Below are 17,811 nucleotides of genomic sequence, written 5' to 3'. Positions count from 1 at the left end.
GTTGCTCCCGTCGCCCCTGTTGGACCCGTTGCACCTGTTGCTCCTGTTGCCCCCGTCGGACCGGTTGGACCAACCTTAGGAACTGTCCCATCGCAACTAAAACAGCATGAATCAACATGTACACCATTTTGATTATTACACCCACAATATCCATTTACGTTATTGCTCCATGAAGACATGTTGATCACTTCCTTTACATGCAATCTTTTAAGTACAATCACCGAGTTAGAAAACATCTATCTAAATAACAAAGAAATACTTTACCTATTAGGGATAAACACAGGTTTATTCCATACATTCTAGTAATTATTACATGCGATTCTCACTCCTTTTGCTTGTACTTTCGCCCCATCTCCACAGATTATTAACCATACACATTACACTTTCGTACACAGCCAAGTTCCCATTTAAACTTTTCACATTCGCCAATCTTTTTAGTAAAAAGGCTTATTCTTCATAAATAGCGACTATAACATATAAAAATCCGTATAATTTATTGTTTTTAGTCAAAATTTTAAAAAAATATTGACACTTAAATTATCCTCATAGTATGATTTGGTTGTTGTAATTGATAACCATTTTCACTTACGGTGCCAGTTACAAAAAACACTTAATTTGGGGGCAGAAGATGAAGAGAATTATCAGTATTTTCATAGTAATTCTTCTATTCGCTGTTGGATGTGGACAGCAAAAAGAGGAGAAAAAAGAAACAAAAGCGGACAATAAAAGTCAAGCTATAACGATTAAACACGCTGAAGGGGAAACGAAGTTAGATAAACCAGCGAAAAAAGTAGTTGTACTTGAGTGGGTATATTCAGAAGACTTATTAGCACTTGGTGTTCAGCCAGTAGGGATGGCAGACATTAAGAATTATAATAAATGGGTAAATACAAAAACAAAACCGAGTAAAGATGTTGTAGATGTAGGGACACGTCAACAACCAAACTTAGAAGAAATTAGCCGTTTAAAACCAGACTTAATTATCACAGCTTCATTCCGTGGTAAAGCAATTAAAAATGAATTAGAGCAAATTGCACCAACAGTTATGTTTGATCCATCAACAAGCAATAACGATCACTTCGCTGAAATGACAGAAACATTTAAACAAATTGCAAAAGCAGTTGGAAAAGAAGAAGAAGGTAAAAAAGTATTAGCTGATATGGATAAAGCATTCGCTAATGCAAAAGCAAAAATTGAAAAAGCAGACTTAAAAGATAAAAACATCGCAATGGCACAAGCATTTACTGCTAAAAACGTACCAACATTCCGTATCTTAACTGACAATTCTTTAGCTTTACAAGTTACAAAAAAATTAGGTTTAACAAATACTTTTGAAGCAGGAAAATCTGAGCCAGATGGTTTCAAACAAACAACTGTAGAATCATTACAAAGTGTACAAGATTCAAACTTCATTTACATTGTAGCGGATGAAGATAACATTTTTGACACGCAACTAAAGGGCAACCCTGCTTGGGAAGAATTAAAGTTCAAAAAAGAAAACAAAATGTATAAATTAAAAGGCGACACTTGGATTTTCGGTGGTCCTGAGTCTGCAACATCTTTAGCAACACAAGTAGCAGATGTAATGACAGTGAAGAAGTGATTACGCGATGAATAGCCTACAACATACACTTCGAGCAATTCTTGTATTCGGAGGAGGAGCAGCTCTCTTGCTCCTCCTTTTCTTTATTCATATCGGACAAGGTCAAGCAAACATTTCCTATAGTATGATTATTGATGCTCTTATCTCACCGAACCAATCGCTAGAACATCAAACTTTAATCATGCTTCGATTACCTAGAGCCGTAATTGCCATTTTAGCTGGAGGTGCCCTTGCTGCATCTGGGGTTATTTTACAAACATTAACGAAAAATCCACTTGCTGAATCCAGTACAATGGGTATTCACTCTGGCGCATATTTCTTTCTAGTAACGGCTACAATTTTCTTACCGAAAGGTTTACAAATTAATTCTCTTCTGTTCACATTTATCGGCGGTGCTATTACTGCTTTATTTGTATACCGTATTTCTGGTGGAAAAAAGGGAACCCCACTCAGAATGGCATTAGCTGGTATGGTCGTTACATTAATGCTCTCTGCCTTTACCGGAACGATGCAGCTTTTCTATGAAAATGAAACAGCTGGTTTATTTTTATGGGGAGCTGGATCTCTTATTCAAAATAACTGGGATGGCGTTCAATTTGCTTTTCCATTTATCATTATTTCTTTCCTAGTTTTACTATTTATATCTCGTAAACTCAACATTCTCTTACTTGGTGATGATGTTGCTGTTTCTCTTGGTGAAAAAACAGCAGTAACACGTCTTATCGCCTTCATTGCTGCAATCTTTTTAACAGCAGTAATTGTTACTGTTGTTGGACCAATTGGATTTGTCGGCTTAGTTGCACCTCATTTAATGCGCCTTATCGGATACCGTCAACACTTTACTCTTCTTCTCTCTTCTTTCTTATGGGGGGCAGTATTATTGCTTGGAGCAGATGTTGTCGGTAGATTAATAGATCCAACCGGTGCAGAACTTCCTGTTGGGGCAGTCACAGCAATGATTGGATCTCCTTGGCTTATTTACTTAGTCTATCGAATGATGAAATCGAAACAATATATGAATGATAACGGTGCGAATGCAGCTGGAGCTAGCTCCAGCTATTACTCTTATAAAAAGGTAATCATTATATCTATCACACTTTGTATTGTGACGATTGCTCTTGGTGTTACAATCGGTAGTAACGCTTATATCGAAAGCATTACTAATGTTATATCAGGTCAATTAACACAATTTGACAAAAATATGATGATGAATCTTCGTTTACCAAGAATGCTCGTTGCCGCTATTGCTGGTGCATGCCTTGCAATAAGTGGGCTTGTTTTCCAAGGTATATTACGAAACCCACTTGCCGATCCTTCTATTATTGGTATTTCATCGGGAGCTGGTGTCGGTGCTTTAACTATTATGTATGTCTTTCCTGCACTTCCTGGTTTCTTCCTACCAATTGGTGCATTTATTGGCGGACTACTTGCAGTTGGAATTGTCCTCTTCTTCTCTTGGAAATCAGGATTTAGTCCAACAGCTCTCGCTTTAATAGGGATTGGTATTTCTGCGCTTGGCTCAGCAATTATTCAAATCTTTATCGTTAGAGCCAATTTGAATGTTGCCGCTGCTTTAACATGGTTATCTGGTAGTACGTATGCAAGAGGGTGGAATCACTTAGAAAATATCATTCTATATCCATCTCTAATTCTTGTATTCATTATCTTTTTCTTAATAAAACAACTTGACGTTCTCGTACTGGGAGACGATTTAGCAACTGGACTTGGGCAACCAGTAAATAAAACACGTCTTGCTCTAATTGTGCTAGCGACACTACTTGCATCAGTAAATATCGCTGCTGTCGGTACAATTGCCTTTTTAGGCCTTGTCGCACCTCACTTAGCAAGAATTGTTGTTGGTATGAATCATCAAAGACTATTCGTTTGTTCAGCACTATTTGGAGCAATCCTTCTTTCTGTTGCTGACTTACTTGGACGTACAATCGCATATCCGAAAGAAATTCCTTCTGGTCTTGTCGTTGCTGTACTTGGAGCACCTTATTTCTTATGGTTGATGAGGAAGAGTGGGAAGAAAGTTAATTAAAAAGGAGGCTTCGTTTTAGAAGCCTCCTTTTTATATACTAAATAAAGTGAAACTTTAATCAGTTGGGTTTTCTTCATCCCCACTGATTATTAACCCACACCAATCGGGCTTTTATGAGCAGTGGATCTCCCACCTAACTTCTTTGCTCCAGCCGAATCTTGAGGTGGGAATTTTACTGCAGGTGAATAGCGGGATAAATTACTCTGATCTCACTAATTTCACAGATTTAGTCCCTCCCATAAACTCATGATGTACAGTTAATGTGTTCTCCTCAAGTTTCAAATCAACCTTCTTTTTTCTTTCTCCCATTAAAAATACAAGCTCTATGGAAATAATCCCTTGGTCCACACTTAATATTCGAAAGTCTCCTATAGTAGTCCCTTTCCCAAAAATATTATGTTCCATAAATTCTCCGCCTGTTTTCTCACTATTAATAGATTCTATTTCCAACCCAACTGGCCTGTCTGTACTTTCTGATGACATCCAAGACCCCTTTAACTTTCCAATATCAGCCTCTTTTTTCTTTTCATTTTTTAACTCTTCCTCTTTTTTCTTGACTTCTGCTTGTTGAGTTAGTAAGCCATCGATTTGCTTATTCAGCTCTTGGGCCCGTTGATTTTCCGAAATAAATTGTTGATTTTGACCAGTATCGTTAAAAATTTTATTTACTATCCCTTTAGCCTCTTCATACTTTTTATCATTCTTTAACTTCTCTGCCTTTTCCAATTGACCTATATATTGACCTTTTAACTCTTTATGCTCTATAAGCAAATCTTTTTGTTCTTTCGCTTGATTTTGAAGGATTGCGGAACCATCTTTCATCTTTTCTACTTCTTGGAACAAACCTATTGCTTGTTCTATATTTCCACTCGATCTCTCTTTTATCGAACTTATCATCTTAGTAGTTTGGCCTTTTAATACCTTTGCTTCTTTATCATCCTTTTTCTCTTCTAATGCTAGCTCAAATGATGCTACTGCCGTGTCATATTCTTTACTCGCTAACGCCAATTTCCCTTGATCCATTGCTTTTTTATAGGTTTCATTGCTACATCCTACCATTAAAAATAAAATTATGATTCCTAAAATCAATCTTTTCATCATATCCCCCTAAATTAATATAATTCTATATACACTCAATAGTATCATAAAATTTATATATAAAATTTTAAATACCATCATTAAAACATAAAGGGAACTTGTCATTTCTTCTCGAACTTAATCTATGAACATAAGTAGAGGGGGATAACAATAATGTACCAAACAATTGAAGGCTTTTTACAATCATGGACATACGAAGCAGAGTCTACTCAGAAAATGCTTGATTCATTAACCGATGCATCTTTATCACAAGAAATTGCACCTGAACATTGGACTTTAGGAAGAGTTGCTTGGCACATCGTGACGGCAATTCCTGTTATACTATCTGGCACAGGGCTAAAGTTTGAAGGAGAATCGAAAGATTATCCTGTTCCAACTTCTGCAAAAACAATTGCAGATGAATACCTTAAAGTAAACGCGGCTTTTGTTGAAACACTTCAAAGTAAATGGACTGATAAAGACTTAGCTACTATTAATGACTTCTTTGGTCGCCCTATGCCAAATTCTATATTTTTAATGACACTCATTAATCATCAAAATCACCACCGCGGACAAATGACAGTTTTAATGCGACAAGCTGGCTTAACAGTTCCTGGCGTATATGGCCCCGCAAAAGAAGAATGGGCTGCGGCTGGAATGGAAGCTCCTAAAATGTAACGACAAAAAAGACAAGATGTTTACATATCTTGTCTTTTTCTGTAACTTGTTTCATGTGAAACTTTATAATGCATCTTCCCTCTCAATATTTTTAATTCCATAATAAGCAATCGCCACACCAATCACTGCAAATGCGAATTGAAGAGGAAGAAAGGTCGCTATAGGAAATATTGGTGGGTTATTAATTGCGATTAGCACAACGATAATAGACGAAACAATAGTAGTTGGCACTGAACGTTTACGCATTCCGAAGTATAGAGGAATTAAGCTTATTCCAGCAGTGGCAATGGCTAAAGGAACGAGATTTATCCCTTCTTGAATCAATTGATCTACTGCGAATGAATTAGGAAGAATCGAAAAATAACTATCTATTCCAATGAAAATTCCCACTACAAAAATATTAGATAAAATAACTGTTATGAATGTTAATATTGCTGTAATAGCCAACTTACTAATCATTATTTTCTTTCGATTAATTGGATAAGAAAACATCAATAATATTGTTTTGTTTTTATATTCATCAATTATTAACTTAGCTATTAGTACAGCACCAAAAATAATAAATGTTGCTCTCACTATTGAACTAGCCATTAACAAAATCGCCTGCGGATCTCTTATTTCTAGATCTCCCTCTATTTGAGAAACGATGCTAACAAAAATCAATAATGCCAGTATAGCAAGATTTGCAATTACTGCTCTCTTCACGTACCAGCCAAGTTTAAATTTCTTCAGTTCTAGCTTCATAAGACGTAGCATAATAGTCCTCCCTCCTCCTAAGACTTAATCAATATAAATGACCCCTGTTTTACTTAAAATCTTCACTTCATTTTTTGCATCACCAATAGTTCCTTCTTTTATTTTTTCTGTACTTTTATCTTTCTTAAGTCCTTTTAAATCCACTATTACGTCAGCCGAATTACTTTTAGCCATAAGCTTCAATGATGCCGGGACACCTTTATACCGTACGCCAATATCCCCTGATTTTGTTTCTACAAATAATGACTTTCCTTCTGTCATATCTTTCAGTAATACTTCCCCAGATGTTGAATTGATGTTCATATTTTCATTTTTTACATTTTTTACATTTTTTACATAATTATCTCCAGTAGTGGAAGTTATATTTACTTCTTGTAATGAACTATCTTTTAACATTAAATCTCCGCTTTCGGATGTAAATTCACCCTTCTCTGCCGATAATCCTGTAATCATTCCATCTCCAGATTTTCCTTTTGTCACGATGCTTTTTACTACTATATCGTTTATTTTCACATCACCCGATTTATTATTTAATACAATTTTATCTATTTCTTTCTTCGGAATAGCTATAGATATACTATTTTTCTTCCTAAACGTAAAACCATAAAAAAATCTGTGCACCTTTTGTTTTTGCCTAATCACAATTTTATTTTCATCATTTTCTATTTTGACGGGATCTATCTCTTTATCTGCTTGTTCACCTTGAGCGGAAATTACTATTTTATTAGCGTCTGTACTTTTAAATTCAAGATTCCAGTTTTCATTGTCTACTTCTATTTCTTTTATATTATTTATCTCAAAAGACTTTTCTTTCTTAAAATCTTTCCCCTGAAATACCTTAATACCAAAAACTACACTAGCAATTGTAATGAATAATATTGCAATTACTATCATTTTTTTCACTATTCATACCCCAGTTCGTTGTTGTTTTAAGCTTGCTTCACGCCACATCGATCTTGTCGATTTTACGATATGAAAGATAACTGATGAAAATTCCTAATAAACAGAGCACTATTGGGATAGCTATAAAATTAAATAGACTTACTTGACCGTTTCCAGGACCAAAGTTACTACTAATTAGCATTCCGATTATTACTGCAGAAGTAATTGTTGTGGGTGTCGATTTCTTTCTCATCCCAAAAAATAAAGGAATTAAACTTATACCAGATATCATAAATGCACTTATAAAAGTAGTTGGAACGATAGATATTATTTCACCTATCGTAGCTGGTGTTTCAATCAGTCCCATCATTGGACTCACAAAATATACAAGCAAACTGATACTGAAAGTAGCGATAATCGTGCTCACAAAACAAAAACAAAAAACAATTGTTAATTTCGCTCTCATTAGCATTTTTCGTTGCAATGGGTACATAAATAGTAGTTGCATTGTTTTGTTCTTATACTCATCAATTACTAAACGTGATAAAATGACCGAACTAAAAATAATGAATGTTATCCTAATAAAAGTGTTTATTAAAACCATTTGTTGCGTGAAATCAAAGAAGAGCACGTCCCCCTCGGCTTTAATTCCCCACGCCATAAGGCTTACTGCAGCGAAAATTGCTATAATACAAATTGCTACCCCTTTAAAGTAACTAGATAATTTATGTTTCTTCCATTCGAGCTTCATTAATCTAAGCATACAAACCACTCCTCCATTCTTTATATAACTGTCTTTATGCTGCTAACATTCTAATTCCAGCAGTAACGCAGCTTAACGTTCCTATCACTAGTAGAATTAACAACCATTTCCGCTCTGGTTTTCTATAATATAAAATTCCACTTATTAGCATTACGATAAATCCACTTACCAGGTTCAGCCACAGTCCATTAAGCATGAATACCTTCTCCATCCATTACATTTAAGAAATATTCTTCTAAGGAACTATGTTTCTTATTAATACTTTCAATTTCCACATCGTTCATAATAAGTGCTTTTGAAATGGCTTGCTGTGTCACCGCCACTTCATAAACCCGAATCATGTTTCCGCTCATTATTTTGTAATTTTTTATACCAAGTTTATCGTCTAAAATATAAGCTGCACGTTTCACATCAGGAACAGTAATTTCAATATACTCTGTTTGTTTTCCGTTAATACTCTTCATTGAAACTTCTTTTATTAGTTTTCCATTTTGAATCACACCAATTGTATCCGCCATTAGTTCCATCTCACCTAAAATATGACTAGAAACTAATAATGTAATGCCATATTCTTTGCAGAGCATTTTAAATAACTCTCGTAACTCTTTAATACCAATTGGATCTAAACCGTTAATTGGTTCATCTAAAATGAGCAATTCTGGCTTTGTCACGATTGCCCTTGCAATACCGAGTCGTTGTTTCATTCCTAATGAAAAATCTTTTACTTTTTTATTATCTATCCCTTGTAGTTTCACTAAATGTAAAGCATGGTCAATTGCATTTTTATCGTAGTAGCCCATATATTCACAATGCAGGTCTAAGTTTTCTTTCGCCGTTAATTTATCATAAAAGATTGGGTATTCAATAATTGTCCCCATTCTTTTTAATACTTCATAAGATGTATCTGTTAATTTCTCACCGAAGATTTCAATATCACCACTCGTCGGTTTTATTAAATTTGTAATCATTTTCATAATCGTTGTTTTACCAGCACCGTTTGGTCCTAAAAAACCGTAAATTTCTCCTTTTTTCACATGCATGTTAACACTGGAAATAACTTCTTTCCCTTTAAACACTTTCGTTAACTGATTTATTTTTAATATATATGTCATGTTACTTTCCCCTTTCGCAATACTCTATATTTCTATAATAGACAACGGAAATCTCTTTTTTCTTACCCGTTTCTTACAAATTCCTTACGCTGAAAAAAAGCTTGTAGAATCTACTGCTCTACAAGCTAAAACTGCATCTTTGTTAATACAATTGTAAAAATTGTTTTTTCATACGGTTTACTAGAAAGGTGAATTTTTCCGTCCATCGCTTCCACAAGCCGTTTCGTGATCGTTAATCCTAGACCGCTTCCTTGGTACAATCTATTTCTTGAATCTTCAAGTGTGTACATACGCTCAAATACTTTATCAATATGAGATTCATCAATCCCTTTTCCTTTATCCCATACGTCTATATACACACTCGTGTCATCATCTCTTAACGTCATACCAAGTGCCTTTCCATCGTCTCCATATGTAATCGCATTTGATATTAAATTATTCAATACCCTACCTAATACTTCTACATTTCCAAGTGCGTATATATTTCTTTCTGGTATATCAATATGAACCTGAAAACCTTTCGTCGTCACTAAATCATAAAAAGATAAAATCTTCTCGCGGCAAACTTCATTCATATTTACTTTTGTCATTTCAATTGCTTTGTCACCAGATTCTAATTTTGCCAAGTCAAAAAACTTATGAATTAACTCCATCACTTCTAGTGTTTTCGTATGCACTTTTTCAAGTAATATTTGTTGTTCTTCTTTATTTATCGTTTTATCCTTATTTAACATTTCTGTATATCCAAGAATAACTGTTAGTGGTGTTTTCAAGTCATGCGAAATATTTGAAAGCATTTTTCTCATCGAAATTTCTACTTTTGCATGATCTGCATTCGTTTTCTGTTTTGCATCTAATAATTGATTAATTGCCACTAATAATTTTTGCAATTCTAGATCATCTGTCATAACGAGTAACGTCTCGCCTGTTTTGTCATTTACAATACTTTCTAACTTTTCATATGTGTATCGTAAATTTTCACTACTATTTTTTCTCATTTTATATTGCATATAAATAACACATAACAATATAAAAATAATACCTATTAACAAATTGATCATATTACATTACTTCCAGCTTATAGCCGATGCCCCATAACGTTTTAATATATTCTGGATTAGATGGGTCACTTTCGATTTTCTCACGCAATCTTCTCATATGAACATTAATAACGTTATCGTCACCGTAATACTCTTCATTCCAAACTAACGTATATATTTGCGCTTTTGTAAATACTCGATTTTGGTTCTTTACGAATAGCTTTAAAATCTCAAATTCTTTTAAAGTAAGTTTGAGAGGCTTCCCGTTTTTTTCTACAGTAAAATTAATTGCATCAATTGTTAAATCACCAATTTGAATCATTTTTTCTATAGTTTCTGTAGCCGAGTATTTCGTAGACCTCCGAATACCTGCTTTTACACGTGCAGCCAATTCAATCATAGAAAACGGCTTACAAATGTAATCATCTGCTCCAAGTCCTAATCCGACAGCTTTATCAACATCTGTATCTTTTGCTGACATCATTAAAATCGGAACTGCACTTTTTTCACGAATAATACGTACAACCTCTAATCCATCTAGCTTCGGCATCATAATGTCGAGGATAATCAAATCAAATGAACCTTTTAAATATGTGTTCACGCCTTCCTCTCCATCAGACGCGATTGTAACTTGAAAGCCCTCTTTTATTAAATACTTTTCCACCATCTCTTGAATTGAAATATCATCTTCCACTAATAAAATATGATGTGACATATGTCTATCCCCTTTTTACAAACATTAACATGCTAATTGTATCGTAACGAATGAACACTGTGAAGAATAATATGAATTTTCAAACCAACTTCCCTTCCTTCCATAACAATGATATGATGAAATTTACTACGATAGTTCATAATTAACTTTATATAAAGGAGACTTATCATGTCAGAAAACAAAAAAGTAAGCTTAGCTGATTTAATGCGCGAACAACTTGCAAAGAAAAAGCAAGGTAACGGTAATGGTCAGAATGCCAAAAACCAAAGCCAAGAAACAAAAAAATTACAAAACCAACAAACGAAGAAAACAAACAACCAACGTAGACGTACAGGTGTATAAATGAACGGACAAAAACGTTCTAATATCGCACCCGGCCTTGAAGTTGATATTGTATTAAAACAAGATCAACGCACCGGCAAATTAACACGTGGAATTGTAAAAGATATTTTAACAAAATCCCCTTCCCATCCGCATGGCATTAAAGTGCGATTGCAGGACGGGCAAGTCGGTAGAGTACAAAATATCGTTCAATAAGAAAAGGAGCTCAAGTAAACTCGAGCTCCTTTTCTTTATTAACCTTTAATTTTCTCGATGAAAACTACTTTTAAGTAGTCTCCTTCTTTAAATTGATCAATGGTACGGAAATCTTCTGGTAAAGAATGTTCTTCTAATATTTTATATTTGCCATTCATTTCTTTAAAGGCTGTATCGATAAAGCCTTTAAACTTTTTCATATCGAATGCGCTACAATTTGTAGAAGCAACGATAATACCGTTATTTTCTGTAATAGCAATTGTTTCTTTTAATAAATTTTTATAATCTTTTGCTGCACTAAATGTATATTTTTTTGATCGGGCGAAGCTTGGAGGATCAAGTACGACCATATCAAATTTCATCTTTTTCTTAGCTGCATATTTGAAGTAAAGAAATACATCTTCTACAATAATATCTTGTGCTTCATAATCAACTTCATTGACGCTAAACTGCTCAATTGTTTTACTTAAACTACGATTTGCAAGGTCAACACTCGTCGTTTTACTCGCTCCGCCAAGCGCTGCAAATACAGAGAAAGCACCTGTATAAGAGAACATATTTAACACTGTTCTTCCCTTTGCATATTTATCACGAATTTGTTTTCGAACGTTACGTTGATCTAAAAATACACCAACCATTGCCCCGTCGTTTAAATAAACAGCGAAGTTCACACCGTTCTCTTTTACGATAAGTGGAAACTCACCGCGCTCTCCTGCTACGAAATCATCACCTTCAATGTATTTCCCTTTCGTATCAAAACGCTTTTTCTCATAAATGCCTTTAAAGTTTGCTACTTTTTGAAGAGCTGCTATAATCTCATCTCTGAAAGTGTAAATCCCTTCACTATACCAACTTACTACGTAGTAGCCGTCATAATAATCGATAATTAATCCGCCAAGACCATCACCTTCACCATTCACCACACGGAATGCTGTCGTATCACTTGATTTATAAAATTGTTTTCGTTTATGTAAGGCTGATTTGATTTTACTTTCAAAGAAAGGTTGATTAATTTGTTCACTCTCTTTTCTCGTTAAAATCCAGCCGTATCCTTTATTTTGTTTTCCGTAATAACCTTTTCCGACAAAGTTGTTCTTCTCATCTACTACTTTGATGATTGTCCCTTCTTCACGAACATCGTTTAAATTTTGAATTGCATCTTTTAAAATAAGTGGATATCCACTTTTAATTTCTTTTATAAATTTCGGTTTTATTTTTATAGTTACTTCTGATCGCATATAATAACTTCCTTTCCATTTGCATGCTTTCTCTATAGGAAGCATTTAAAAAACGAGCCTGAAAAAACAGCCTCGTTTCACTATACCATATTATTGCTTCGCTAGTACAACTCGCTCATTCTCGCACTTAACCGCCACATATTTACTACGTTTTGAAATGGAAATCTCACTGTCCAAAATAATAGAAAAAAATTATATATTTCACATTTACCATTGACAATGATAATGATTTTCATTATCATTTAATGTATATGAGTTCTTGAAAATATAGCTACATTTATAGGAGGAATAAACATGATTATTGTTACAAATACAGCTAAAATTACAAAGGGAAATGGACATAAATTAATTGAGCGTTTTAATAAAGTAGGTAAAGTTGAAACGATGCCAGGCTTTTTAGGTCTAGAAGTTCTTTTAACGCAAAATACAGTTGATTATGATGAAGTAACAATTAGCACTCGCTGGAATGCAAAAGAAGATTTCCAGGGTTGGACAAAGAGCGCCGCATTTAAAGATGCTCACTCACATCAAGGCGGGATGCCAGAATATATTCTTGATAATAAAATTGCTTACTATGATGTAAAAGTTGTACGTATACCAATGGCTGCAGCACAGTAAAAACAGTTCTTTTTTAAAGTATAGAATATGAGAAGCGTTATCTATCACTTCTCATATTCTATACTTTTTTCTTTAATTTCTTTTTACTAATTTTGCGTGTACAACTAGCCTTCCAGCCTCTGGATCAAGCGCATAGTCACAAGTAGAAAGTGTTACAATTTCATCATTAGCCGTCAATTCCGTATCCGTTTTGTACAGTGATTTTTCTTGGATTTCCTTTAAGAACGATGTATATGCTGCATCATTTTCAAAATCCGTTTCAATGTAATAAAAGTCCGTTGTTGTCGTGTATACTGAAAAAACTTCAACGTCGTATCCTTCAAATAATGTATCGTAATATAATTTACGATGGGACATGAAAAAGTCTTCGTCCAACATCTTTTTTAAACTACCAAACATAGAACCGTCTTTCATACGATGACCATATAAAATCGTATTTCGATTTTGAGATTTCACATCATTACGATGGTCCATAAAAATGCTTCCCGCTCTCATATCTTCACCTTTATAATTACGAAATAAATAGTAATCATTATCTTTTGCTTGAACGATTGGATAATTAATTTGTGTATCATCCATCGTAATCCATCCGACTATCTCTGGATTAATTTTCTGGAGATCCTGAAACTGTTTACGTACCTCTCCGTCTTCCGATTTTTCTTCCATTGGACTTCTTTTATAAATATGTTGTGCCTCAGCCATTACTTTACGATTTTCATAATAATCCATGAAAATCCCGCCCAACTCATACATTGAATAGAAAAAGATTCCTAAAAACGCAATTGTAAGTATGCGTTGAAAAAAAGAATTCTTTTTCCGTCCTTTCTTGCTATTCAAATTATCACCTCAAAACGGATTATGCTCAGCCTTTAGATTCCCATAGGTACCATGTACAATCCGGTATCTTCATCCTGCTTTACAATGACATCTACACCATATATTGCTTTAACCATTTCTTCTGTTATTACATCATTAGGATTACCTTTCGTAATGATCTCTCCATCTTTCATAACGATAATATAGTCGCTATAACGAATGGCTTGATTAATATCATGTAATACCATTACAATCGTTAGTCCATACACTTCATTTAACTCTTTCACTAACTCTAATATTTCTAGCTGATAGTAAATATCTAAATATGTTGTCGGTTCATCTAAGAAAAGCATTGGTGTATTTTGAGCTAATGTCATTGCGATCCAAACTCGCTGCCTCTCTCCACCAGATAAAGCATAGATTGGCTTATCACGCTTACTTTGTAAATTCGTACATACTAGTGCGCGCTCTATCGCTTCTCTATCTTCATCTGTTTGCGGAGAGAAAATATTTTTATATGGCATACGCCCAAAGCTTATTAGCTTTTCCACTGTAATATCTGCTGGAGCCTCATTTTGTTGATGGACAACTGCTAGCTTTCTAGCAAACTCTTTCGGTTTATATTCACTAATCGCTTTCCCATCAAGTATTACTTCTCCACTGCTAGGAACGTGATTTCTAGACATGACACTAAGTAATGTTGATTTCCCGCATCCATTCGGGCCAATGATTGTTGTAATTTTCCCAATTTCTATTTCACTACTAACAGACTTTAAACGATTTGTTACGTTATCGTATGAAAAGGTTACATTTTTAATTTCCATGAACTTTATCACTCTTTCTAAGTAAGAATATTAAGAATGGACCACCAATAACCGCCATAATTGTTGCTGCTGGAATTTCGTTAGGTGGCACAATTAACCTTCCAATCGTATCTGCCGTCAAAATTAATAACGCCCCTGCAAGAGCAGAAAATGGAATTAATACTTTATGGTCTGAACCGACTAATTGTCTTGAAATATGCGGAACTAGTAATCCTACAAAAGCAATAACACCTGCAATCGCTGTTGATACTGCCGCTAAGAGTACTGCAATGGCAGAAATAATAAGGCGAACTCTCGTCACGTGCAAACCTAAGTTTTTCGCAGTCTTATCTTGTAGCGATAATAAGTTACACCAAGCTCCTACGAACAGAGCAAGAATAAGACCAACCGTTCCATAAGTCACCATTATTTCTACATCGCCCCACGTCTTCATTGTTATGTTAGAAGTCGTCGTTTGCTTAATACTCTTAATAAAATACCCACAAATTGTAACGAATGATTCATTTAATCCAGTAAACATCGCATTAATGGCAATACCAATTAAAATAATGCGAAGCGGGCTTAACCCTGACTTCCATGAAAACGAATAAACGAGATAACACGCAAACGCACCACCTAAAAAGGCGAATACGGGTGTCCAGAAAAAGAATTGCGGGAACAACGTAATAATAACGAGTGTCATAAAACTAGCTCCTGAAGATATACCGATTACCCCAGCATCAGCGAGTGGATTCTTCATAACAGCTTGAAAAAGCACCCCTGAAACAGCAAGAGCCGCTCCAGTGAACAACGCAATAATAATACGCGGGAAACGTAAATCTTTAATGACTTCAACCTCTTCATTTCCACTTGTAAATATCCCTTGTATAAGTTCAACAATACCTACTTCTAAACTCCCTTTCATCGCTGACAATGATGTCATAACAATGAGCAATGCAGTAACAATGAGGAAACTCCAAGTTTTTTTATTCATTCTACTCTTCCTTTATATTAAAATGCATCACGGATACATCATTTTTTTCAATTCATCTAACGCTTCAATTGCTGCTAAATTTCCTGTCGTTCCAAATAAACGCTCTTCTAAATCGTAAACACGGTTATTTTTAACCGCAGCAAAGTGTTTCCAAATGTCATTTGTTTTAAATTCTTTATCAAACATTTTTACAACTTCATCAGGCATACCATGAGCTGCTCGTAAAATAATATCTGGATCAGCTTTCTTTAAATACTCTGTATTAGAAGCTAAATATTCTACTTGTTCACCTTGCACAATATTTTTACCACCTAGTTGTTTCACTAAATCTCCAATATAAGAATGCTCTGTTGCTACTAAATAACTGCCCGGCACACCTAATAAAATAAGCACTGTCGGTTCTTTCTTTCCTTTTACTTCCTTTTGAATGCTAGCAACCTTTTTATCTAACTTAGTTACCACTGCTTCAGCTTGTTTTTCACGTCCATATTTCTTACCTAAATCGCTAATAGAACTTTGCATATTTTTTAAACTCGTTAAATCTAAAAAGTTTGCTTTCATACCCACACCATCAAAAACTGGCTTTAATTCATATTCAAGTGTTGTCACAGATAACACTTCTGAAGGCTTTAATGACTTTACCTTTTCCATATCTGGACTCATTGGATTCCCAACTTCAGGTAAACCTTTATATCGCTTCGGTAAAGTTTTAGAACTTGTTGGAACGCCGACTAAATCTACTTCTAACGCATCCATAATTTCAGTAACAGCCACTGTTGTTGCAACAACGCGCTCTTTACTCTCACTCTTTACCTGCTTTGCTGTTTCTTTTTTTGGTGATGAGCACCCGGCTATACTCATTAACAAAATGATAGCCATTAGTACACTTACGATTTTCTTCACTCTCAATCACCACTCCCTTCCATACAATATGAAACAAGTCTTGATGCACGCGAACATGCATCAAGACTCCAAAAATTACAATCTACCTGCTCTATATTTACGGACTAGTAAAGCAAGTGAACCTAGCAGTAACACCATGTATAAACCAAGTTGTGCTGTATCTGCAGTTTTTGAGTTTTTCTCTTTTTTTGAATCATTTTTTGTATCTTCTTTTTTCTTCTGACCATCTGCATTTCGGTTAAAATCAGGAGTACCTACTGTTTTTACATTATCTACTTTCGGTGTAGTCACTGGATTTTTCGGTTCATTTTTCGGTTCCTCTTTAATAGTTCCTAACGCGCCGATATTATTTGTATCAAATTGAATTTGTACATCGTAGAAATGATGGTAGTTCATCTCATCGATGTCTACCTTTACTTTTGCGTTTAATTTTTTAAATAGATCTTCTACTTCAAACTGTACTACTCGCGTATTTGCATTTTTATCTTCGCTTACTACTTTCGCATCAGCGAATAGTTCCTTGTTTTCCGTTTGGAATTTCGTAATCCACGCACTATTTTTCAGCGTCATCTCAATGTATTTTTTACCATCTTTTACGATTAATTTCGCTGGATTTACAACATAGTCATGCATCTTTGAAATCTCATCTGTTTTATCTTTTAATACTTTAAATGTAATATCATATTGGCCATCTACTAAATTTTTCGGATCAACTATTACTTTCGGGTTATTATTTCCACCCTGGTTGTCATTTCCACCCTGGTTGTCGTTTCCTCCTTGGTTGTCGTTTCCTCCTTGGTTGTCGTTTCCACCTTGGTTGTCGTTTCCACCTTGGTTCCCTAAAGCTTTAATACTGTCTTGATCAAATACAAATTGAACATCGTAGAAATGGTGATAATTCATTGAATCAATATCTACTTTTACTTTTGCATTTAATTTTTTAGACAAATCGTTTACTTCTACTTCTACTACTCTTGTATTTTGTTCTTTATTTTCACTTAACACTTTTGCATTAACGAAAGAACCATTCTTCTCAAATTCAAATTTCGTAATCCATGTACTATTTGTTAATGTAAACGATACGTATTTCTTACCATCTTTTACTTTTAATACACCTGGGCTTTTTGTGTATGTGTTCATCATTGAGATTTCATCTGTTTGATCTTTTAACACTTTAAAGCCAATGCTGTATTCACCATCTTTAAGAGCTTTTGGATCAATTGTTGTGTTAT

At 34.6% G+C, this 17,811-nt stretch carries 20 protein-coding genes and 1 pseudogene; 6 read left to right on the top strand and 15 right to left on the bottom strand.

Annotated features, from left to right (window positions below):
• Positions 1-179: pseudogene (locus MR170_RS25495) on the bottom strand (BclA C-terminal domain-containing protein); the annotation flags it as partial.
• A gap of 449 nt (positions 180-628) precedes the next feature.
• Here MR170_RS25495 and MR170_RS25490 point away from each other — a divergent pair.
• Positions 629-1,603: an ABC transporter substrate-binding protein gene (locus MR170_RS25490; RefSeq protein WP_016080140.1), complete on the top strand. Its 975-nt coding sequence runs from the start codon at positions 629-631 to the stop codon at positions 1,601-1,603.
• 7 nt (positions 1,604-1,610) lie between these two features.
• Positions 1,611-3,647, top strand: a complete 2,037-nt coding sequence (fhuB, locus tag MR170_RS25485) for a Fe(3+)-hydroxamate ABC transporter permease FhuB (protein ID WP_242309870.1) — start codon at positions 1,611-1,613, stop codon at positions 3,645-3,647.
• 198 nt (positions 3,648-3,845) lie between these two features.
• Here fhuB and MR170_RS25480 read toward each other — a convergent pair whose 3' ends face one another.
• A complete protein-coding gene (locus tag MR170_RS25480) occupies positions 3,846-4,745 on the bottom strand; it encodes a tetratricopeptide repeat protein (RefSeq protein ID WP_242309867.1) in 900 nt (299 codons plus the stop codon).
• 153 nt (positions 4,746-4,898) lie between these two features.
• Between MR170_RS25480 and MR170_RS25475 the strand changes: the two genes are divergently transcribed.
• Positions 4,899-5,402, top strand: a complete 504-nt coding sequence (locus MR170_RS25475) for a DinB family protein (protein WP_016080137.1) — start codon at positions 4,899-4,901, stop codon at positions 5,400-5,402.
• Between the two features lie 63 nt (positions 5,403-5,465).
• On the opposite strand, the gene MR170_RS25470 is transcribed toward MR170_RS25475, so the two are convergent.
• The 7 genes from MR170_RS25470 to MR170_RS25440 all read right to left on the bottom strand — a co-directional run bounded on the left by MR170_RS25470 (position 5,466) and on the right by MR170_RS25440 (position 10,670).
• The gene (locus tag MR170_RS25470) at positions 5,466-6,158 is read right to left on the bottom strand and encodes an ABC transporter permease (RefSeq protein WP_242309864.1); all 693 of its coding nucleotides are present in this window, start codon (positions 6,156-6,158) and stop codon (positions 5,466-5,468) included.
• A gap of 24 nt (positions 6,159-6,182) precedes the next feature.
• Positions 6,183-7,061 carry a DUF4097 family beta strand repeat-containing protein gene (locus MR170_RS25465; RefSeq protein ID WP_242309861.1) on the bottom strand — a complete coding sequence of 293 codons (879 nt, stop codon included), beginning with the start codon at positions 7,059-7,061 and terminating at the stop codon, positions 6,183-6,185.
• Between the two features lie 37 nt (positions 7,062-7,098).
• Complete coding sequence (locus tag MR170_RS25460) at positions 7,099-7,803, bottom strand: ABC transporter permease (protein ID WP_098630166.1); 705 nt, start codon at positions 7,801-7,803, stop codon at positions 7,099-7,101.
• Between the two features lie 34 nt (positions 7,804-7,837).
• Positions 7,838-7,999, bottom strand: a complete 162-nt coding sequence (locus MR170_RS25455; RefSeq protein WP_242309858.1) for a hypothetical protein — start codon at positions 7,997-7,999, stop codon at positions 7,838-7,840.
• Positions 7,992-8,915 (bottom strand): ABC transporter ATP-binding protein, encoded by a 924-nt coding sequence (locus tag MR170_RS25450; RefSeq protein ID WP_242309855.1) that lies wholly within the window; start codon positions 8,913-8,915, stop codon positions 7,992-7,994. Before MR170_RS25450 ends, MR170_RS25455 begins: the two co-directional genes overlap by 8 nt.
• A gap of 125 nt (positions 8,916-9,040) precedes the next feature.
• Complete coding sequence (locus MR170_RS25445; protein WP_086405863.1) at positions 9,041-9,976, bottom strand: HAMP domain-containing histidine kinase; 936 nt, start codon at positions 9,974-9,976, stop codon at positions 9,041-9,043.
• Position 9,977: 1 nt separating this feature from the next.
• Positions 9,978-10,670 (bottom strand): response regulator transcription factor, encoded by a 693-nt coding sequence (locus MR170_RS25440; protein ID WP_016080130.1) that lies wholly within the window; start codon positions 10,668-10,670, stop codon positions 9,978-9,980.
• Between the two features lie 168 nt (positions 10,671-10,838).
• On the opposite strand from MR170_RS25440, the gene MR170_RS25435 reads away from it, so the two are divergent.
• Together MR170_RS25435 and MR170_RS25430 are read left to right on the top strand one after the other, a co-directional pair.
• Positions 10,839-11,012, top strand: a complete 174-nt coding sequence (locus tag MR170_RS25435) for a hypothetical protein (protein WP_001293578.1) — start codon at positions 10,839-10,841, stop codon at positions 11,010-11,012.
• Positions 11,013-11,207, top strand: a complete 195-nt coding sequence (locus tag MR170_RS25430; protein WP_001014307.1) for a YwbE family protein — start codon at positions 11,013-11,015, stop codon at positions 11,205-11,207.
• 38 nt (positions 11,208-11,245) lie between these two features.
• Here the strand turns inward: MR170_RS25430 and MR170_RS25425 are convergent, their stop codons facing one another.
• The gene (locus tag MR170_RS25425; protein WP_242309852.1) at positions 11,246-12,445 is read right to left on the bottom strand and encodes a class I SAM-dependent rRNA methyltransferase; all 1,200 of its coding nucleotides are present in this window, start codon (positions 12,443-12,445) and stop codon (positions 11,246-11,248) included.
• Positions 12,446-12,739: 294 nt separating this feature from the next.
• Between MR170_RS25425 and isdG the strand changes: the two genes are divergently transcribed.
• Positions 12,740-13,063: a heme oxygenase gene (gene isdG / locus MR170_RS25420; RefSeq protein WP_242309849.1), complete on the top strand. Its 324-nt coding sequence runs from the start codon at positions 12,740-12,742 to the stop codon at positions 13,061-13,063.
• Positions 13,064-13,135: 72 nt separating this feature from the next.
• On the opposite strand, the gene srtB is transcribed toward isdG, so the two are convergent.
• The 5 genes from srtB to MR170_RS25395 all read right to left on the bottom strand — a co-directional run.
• A complete protein-coding gene (gene srtB, locus MR170_RS25415; RefSeq protein WP_016080128.1) occupies positions 13,136-13,900 on the bottom strand; it encodes a class B sortase in 765 nt (254 codons plus the stop codon).
• A gap of 32 nt (positions 13,901-13,932) precedes the next feature.
• Positions 13,933-14,703 carry an ABC transporter ATP-binding protein gene (locus MR170_RS25410; protein WP_016080127.1) on the bottom strand — a complete coding sequence of 257 codons (771 nt, stop codon included), beginning with the start codon at positions 14,701-14,703 and terminating at the stop codon, positions 13,933-13,935.
• Positions 14,693-15,676 carry a FecCD family ABC transporter permease gene (locus MR170_RS25405; RefSeq protein ID WP_242309847.1) on the bottom strand — a complete coding sequence of 328 codons (984 nt, stop codon included), beginning with the start codon at positions 15,674-15,676 and terminating at the stop codon, positions 14,693-14,695. The genes MR170_RS25410 and MR170_RS25405 overlap by 11 nt, the downstream gene beginning before the upstream one ends.
• A 27-nt stretch (positions 15,677-15,703) precedes the next feature.
• Positions 15,704-16,585: a heme ABC transporter substrate-binding protein IsdE gene (gene isdE, locus MR170_RS25400; protein ID WP_001264109.1), complete on the bottom strand. Its 882-nt coding sequence runs from the start codon at positions 16,583-16,585 to the stop codon at positions 15,704-15,706.
• A 69-nt stretch (positions 16,586-16,654) separates the two neighbouring features.
• The coding region (locus MR170_RS25395) for an NEAT domain-containing protein (RefSeq protein ID WP_242309844.1) at positions 16,655-17,811 on the bottom strand (1,157 nt) is incomplete at its 5' end.

Source organism: Bacillus cereus group sp. BfR-BA-01524 (genome assembly GCF_022662595.1).
Lineage (GTDB): Bacteria > Bacillota > Bacilli > Bacillales > Bacillaceae_G > Bacillus_A > Bacillus_A thuringiensis_S.
The sequence above is the reverse complement of the archived record's forward strand: the minus strand, read 5'-3'. Positions and strand labels throughout refer to the sequence as shown.

Coding starts and splice junctions, on each gene's coding strand:
- fhuB (WP_242309870.1), top strand. CDS start 1,611: ATGAATAGCCTACAACATACACTTCGAGCAATTCTTGTATTCGGAGGA.
- MR170_RS25450 (WP_242309855.1), bottom strand. CDS start 8,915: ATGACATATATATTAAAAATAAATCAGTTAACGAAAGTGTTTAAAGGG.
- MR170_RS25425 (WP_242309852.1), bottom strand. CDS start 12,445: ATGCGATCAGAAGTAACTATAAAAATAAAACCGAAATTTATAAAAGAA.
- MR170_RS25430 (WP_001014307.1), top strand. CDS start 11,013: ATGAACGGACAAAAACGTTCTAATATCGCACCCGGCCTTGAAGTTGAT.
- MR170_RS25480 (WP_242309867.1), bottom strand. CDS start 4,745: ATGAAAAGATTGATTTTAGGAATCATAATTTTATTTTTAATGGTAGGA.
- MR170_RS25490 (WP_016080140.1), top strand. CDS start 629: ATGAAGAGAATTATCAGTATTTTCATAGTAATTCTTCTATTCGCTGTT.
- isdG (WP_242309849.1), top strand. CDS start 12,740: ATGATTATTGTTACAAATACAGCTAAAATTACAAAGGGAAATGGACAT.
- MR170_RS25455 (WP_242309858.1), bottom strand. CDS start 7,999: ATGCTTAATGGACTGTGGCTGAACCTGGTAAGTGGATTTATCGTAATG.
- MR170_RS25460 (WP_098630166.1), bottom strand. CDS start 7,803: ATGCTTAGATTAATGAAGCTCGAATGGAAGAAACATAAATTATCTAGT.
- MR170_RS25470 (WP_242309864.1), bottom strand. CDS start 6,158: ATGCTACGTCTTATGAAGCTAGAACTGAAGAAATTTAAACTTGGCTGG.
- MR170_RS25405 (WP_242309847.1), bottom strand. CDS start 15,676: ATGAATAAAAAAACTTGGAGTTTCCTCATTGTTACTGCATTGCTCATT.
- MR170_RS25475 (WP_016080137.1), top strand. CDS start 4,899: ATGTACCAAACAATTGAAGGCTTTTTACAATCATGGACATACGAAGCA.
- MR170_RS25440 (WP_016080130.1), bottom strand. CDS start 10,670: ATGTCACATCATATTTTATTAGTGGAAGATGATATTTCAATTCAAGAG.
- MR170_RS25445 (WP_086405863.1), bottom strand. CDS start 9,976: ATGATCAATTTGTTAATAGGTATTATTTTTATATTGTTATGTGTTATT.
- MR170_RS25410 (WP_016080127.1), bottom strand. CDS start 14,703: ATGGAAATTAAAAATGTAACCTTTTCATACGATAACGTAACAAATCGT.
- MR170_RS25435 (WP_001293578.1), top strand. CDS start 10,839: ATGTCAGAAAACAAAAAAGTAAGCTTAGCTGATTTAATGCGCGAACAA.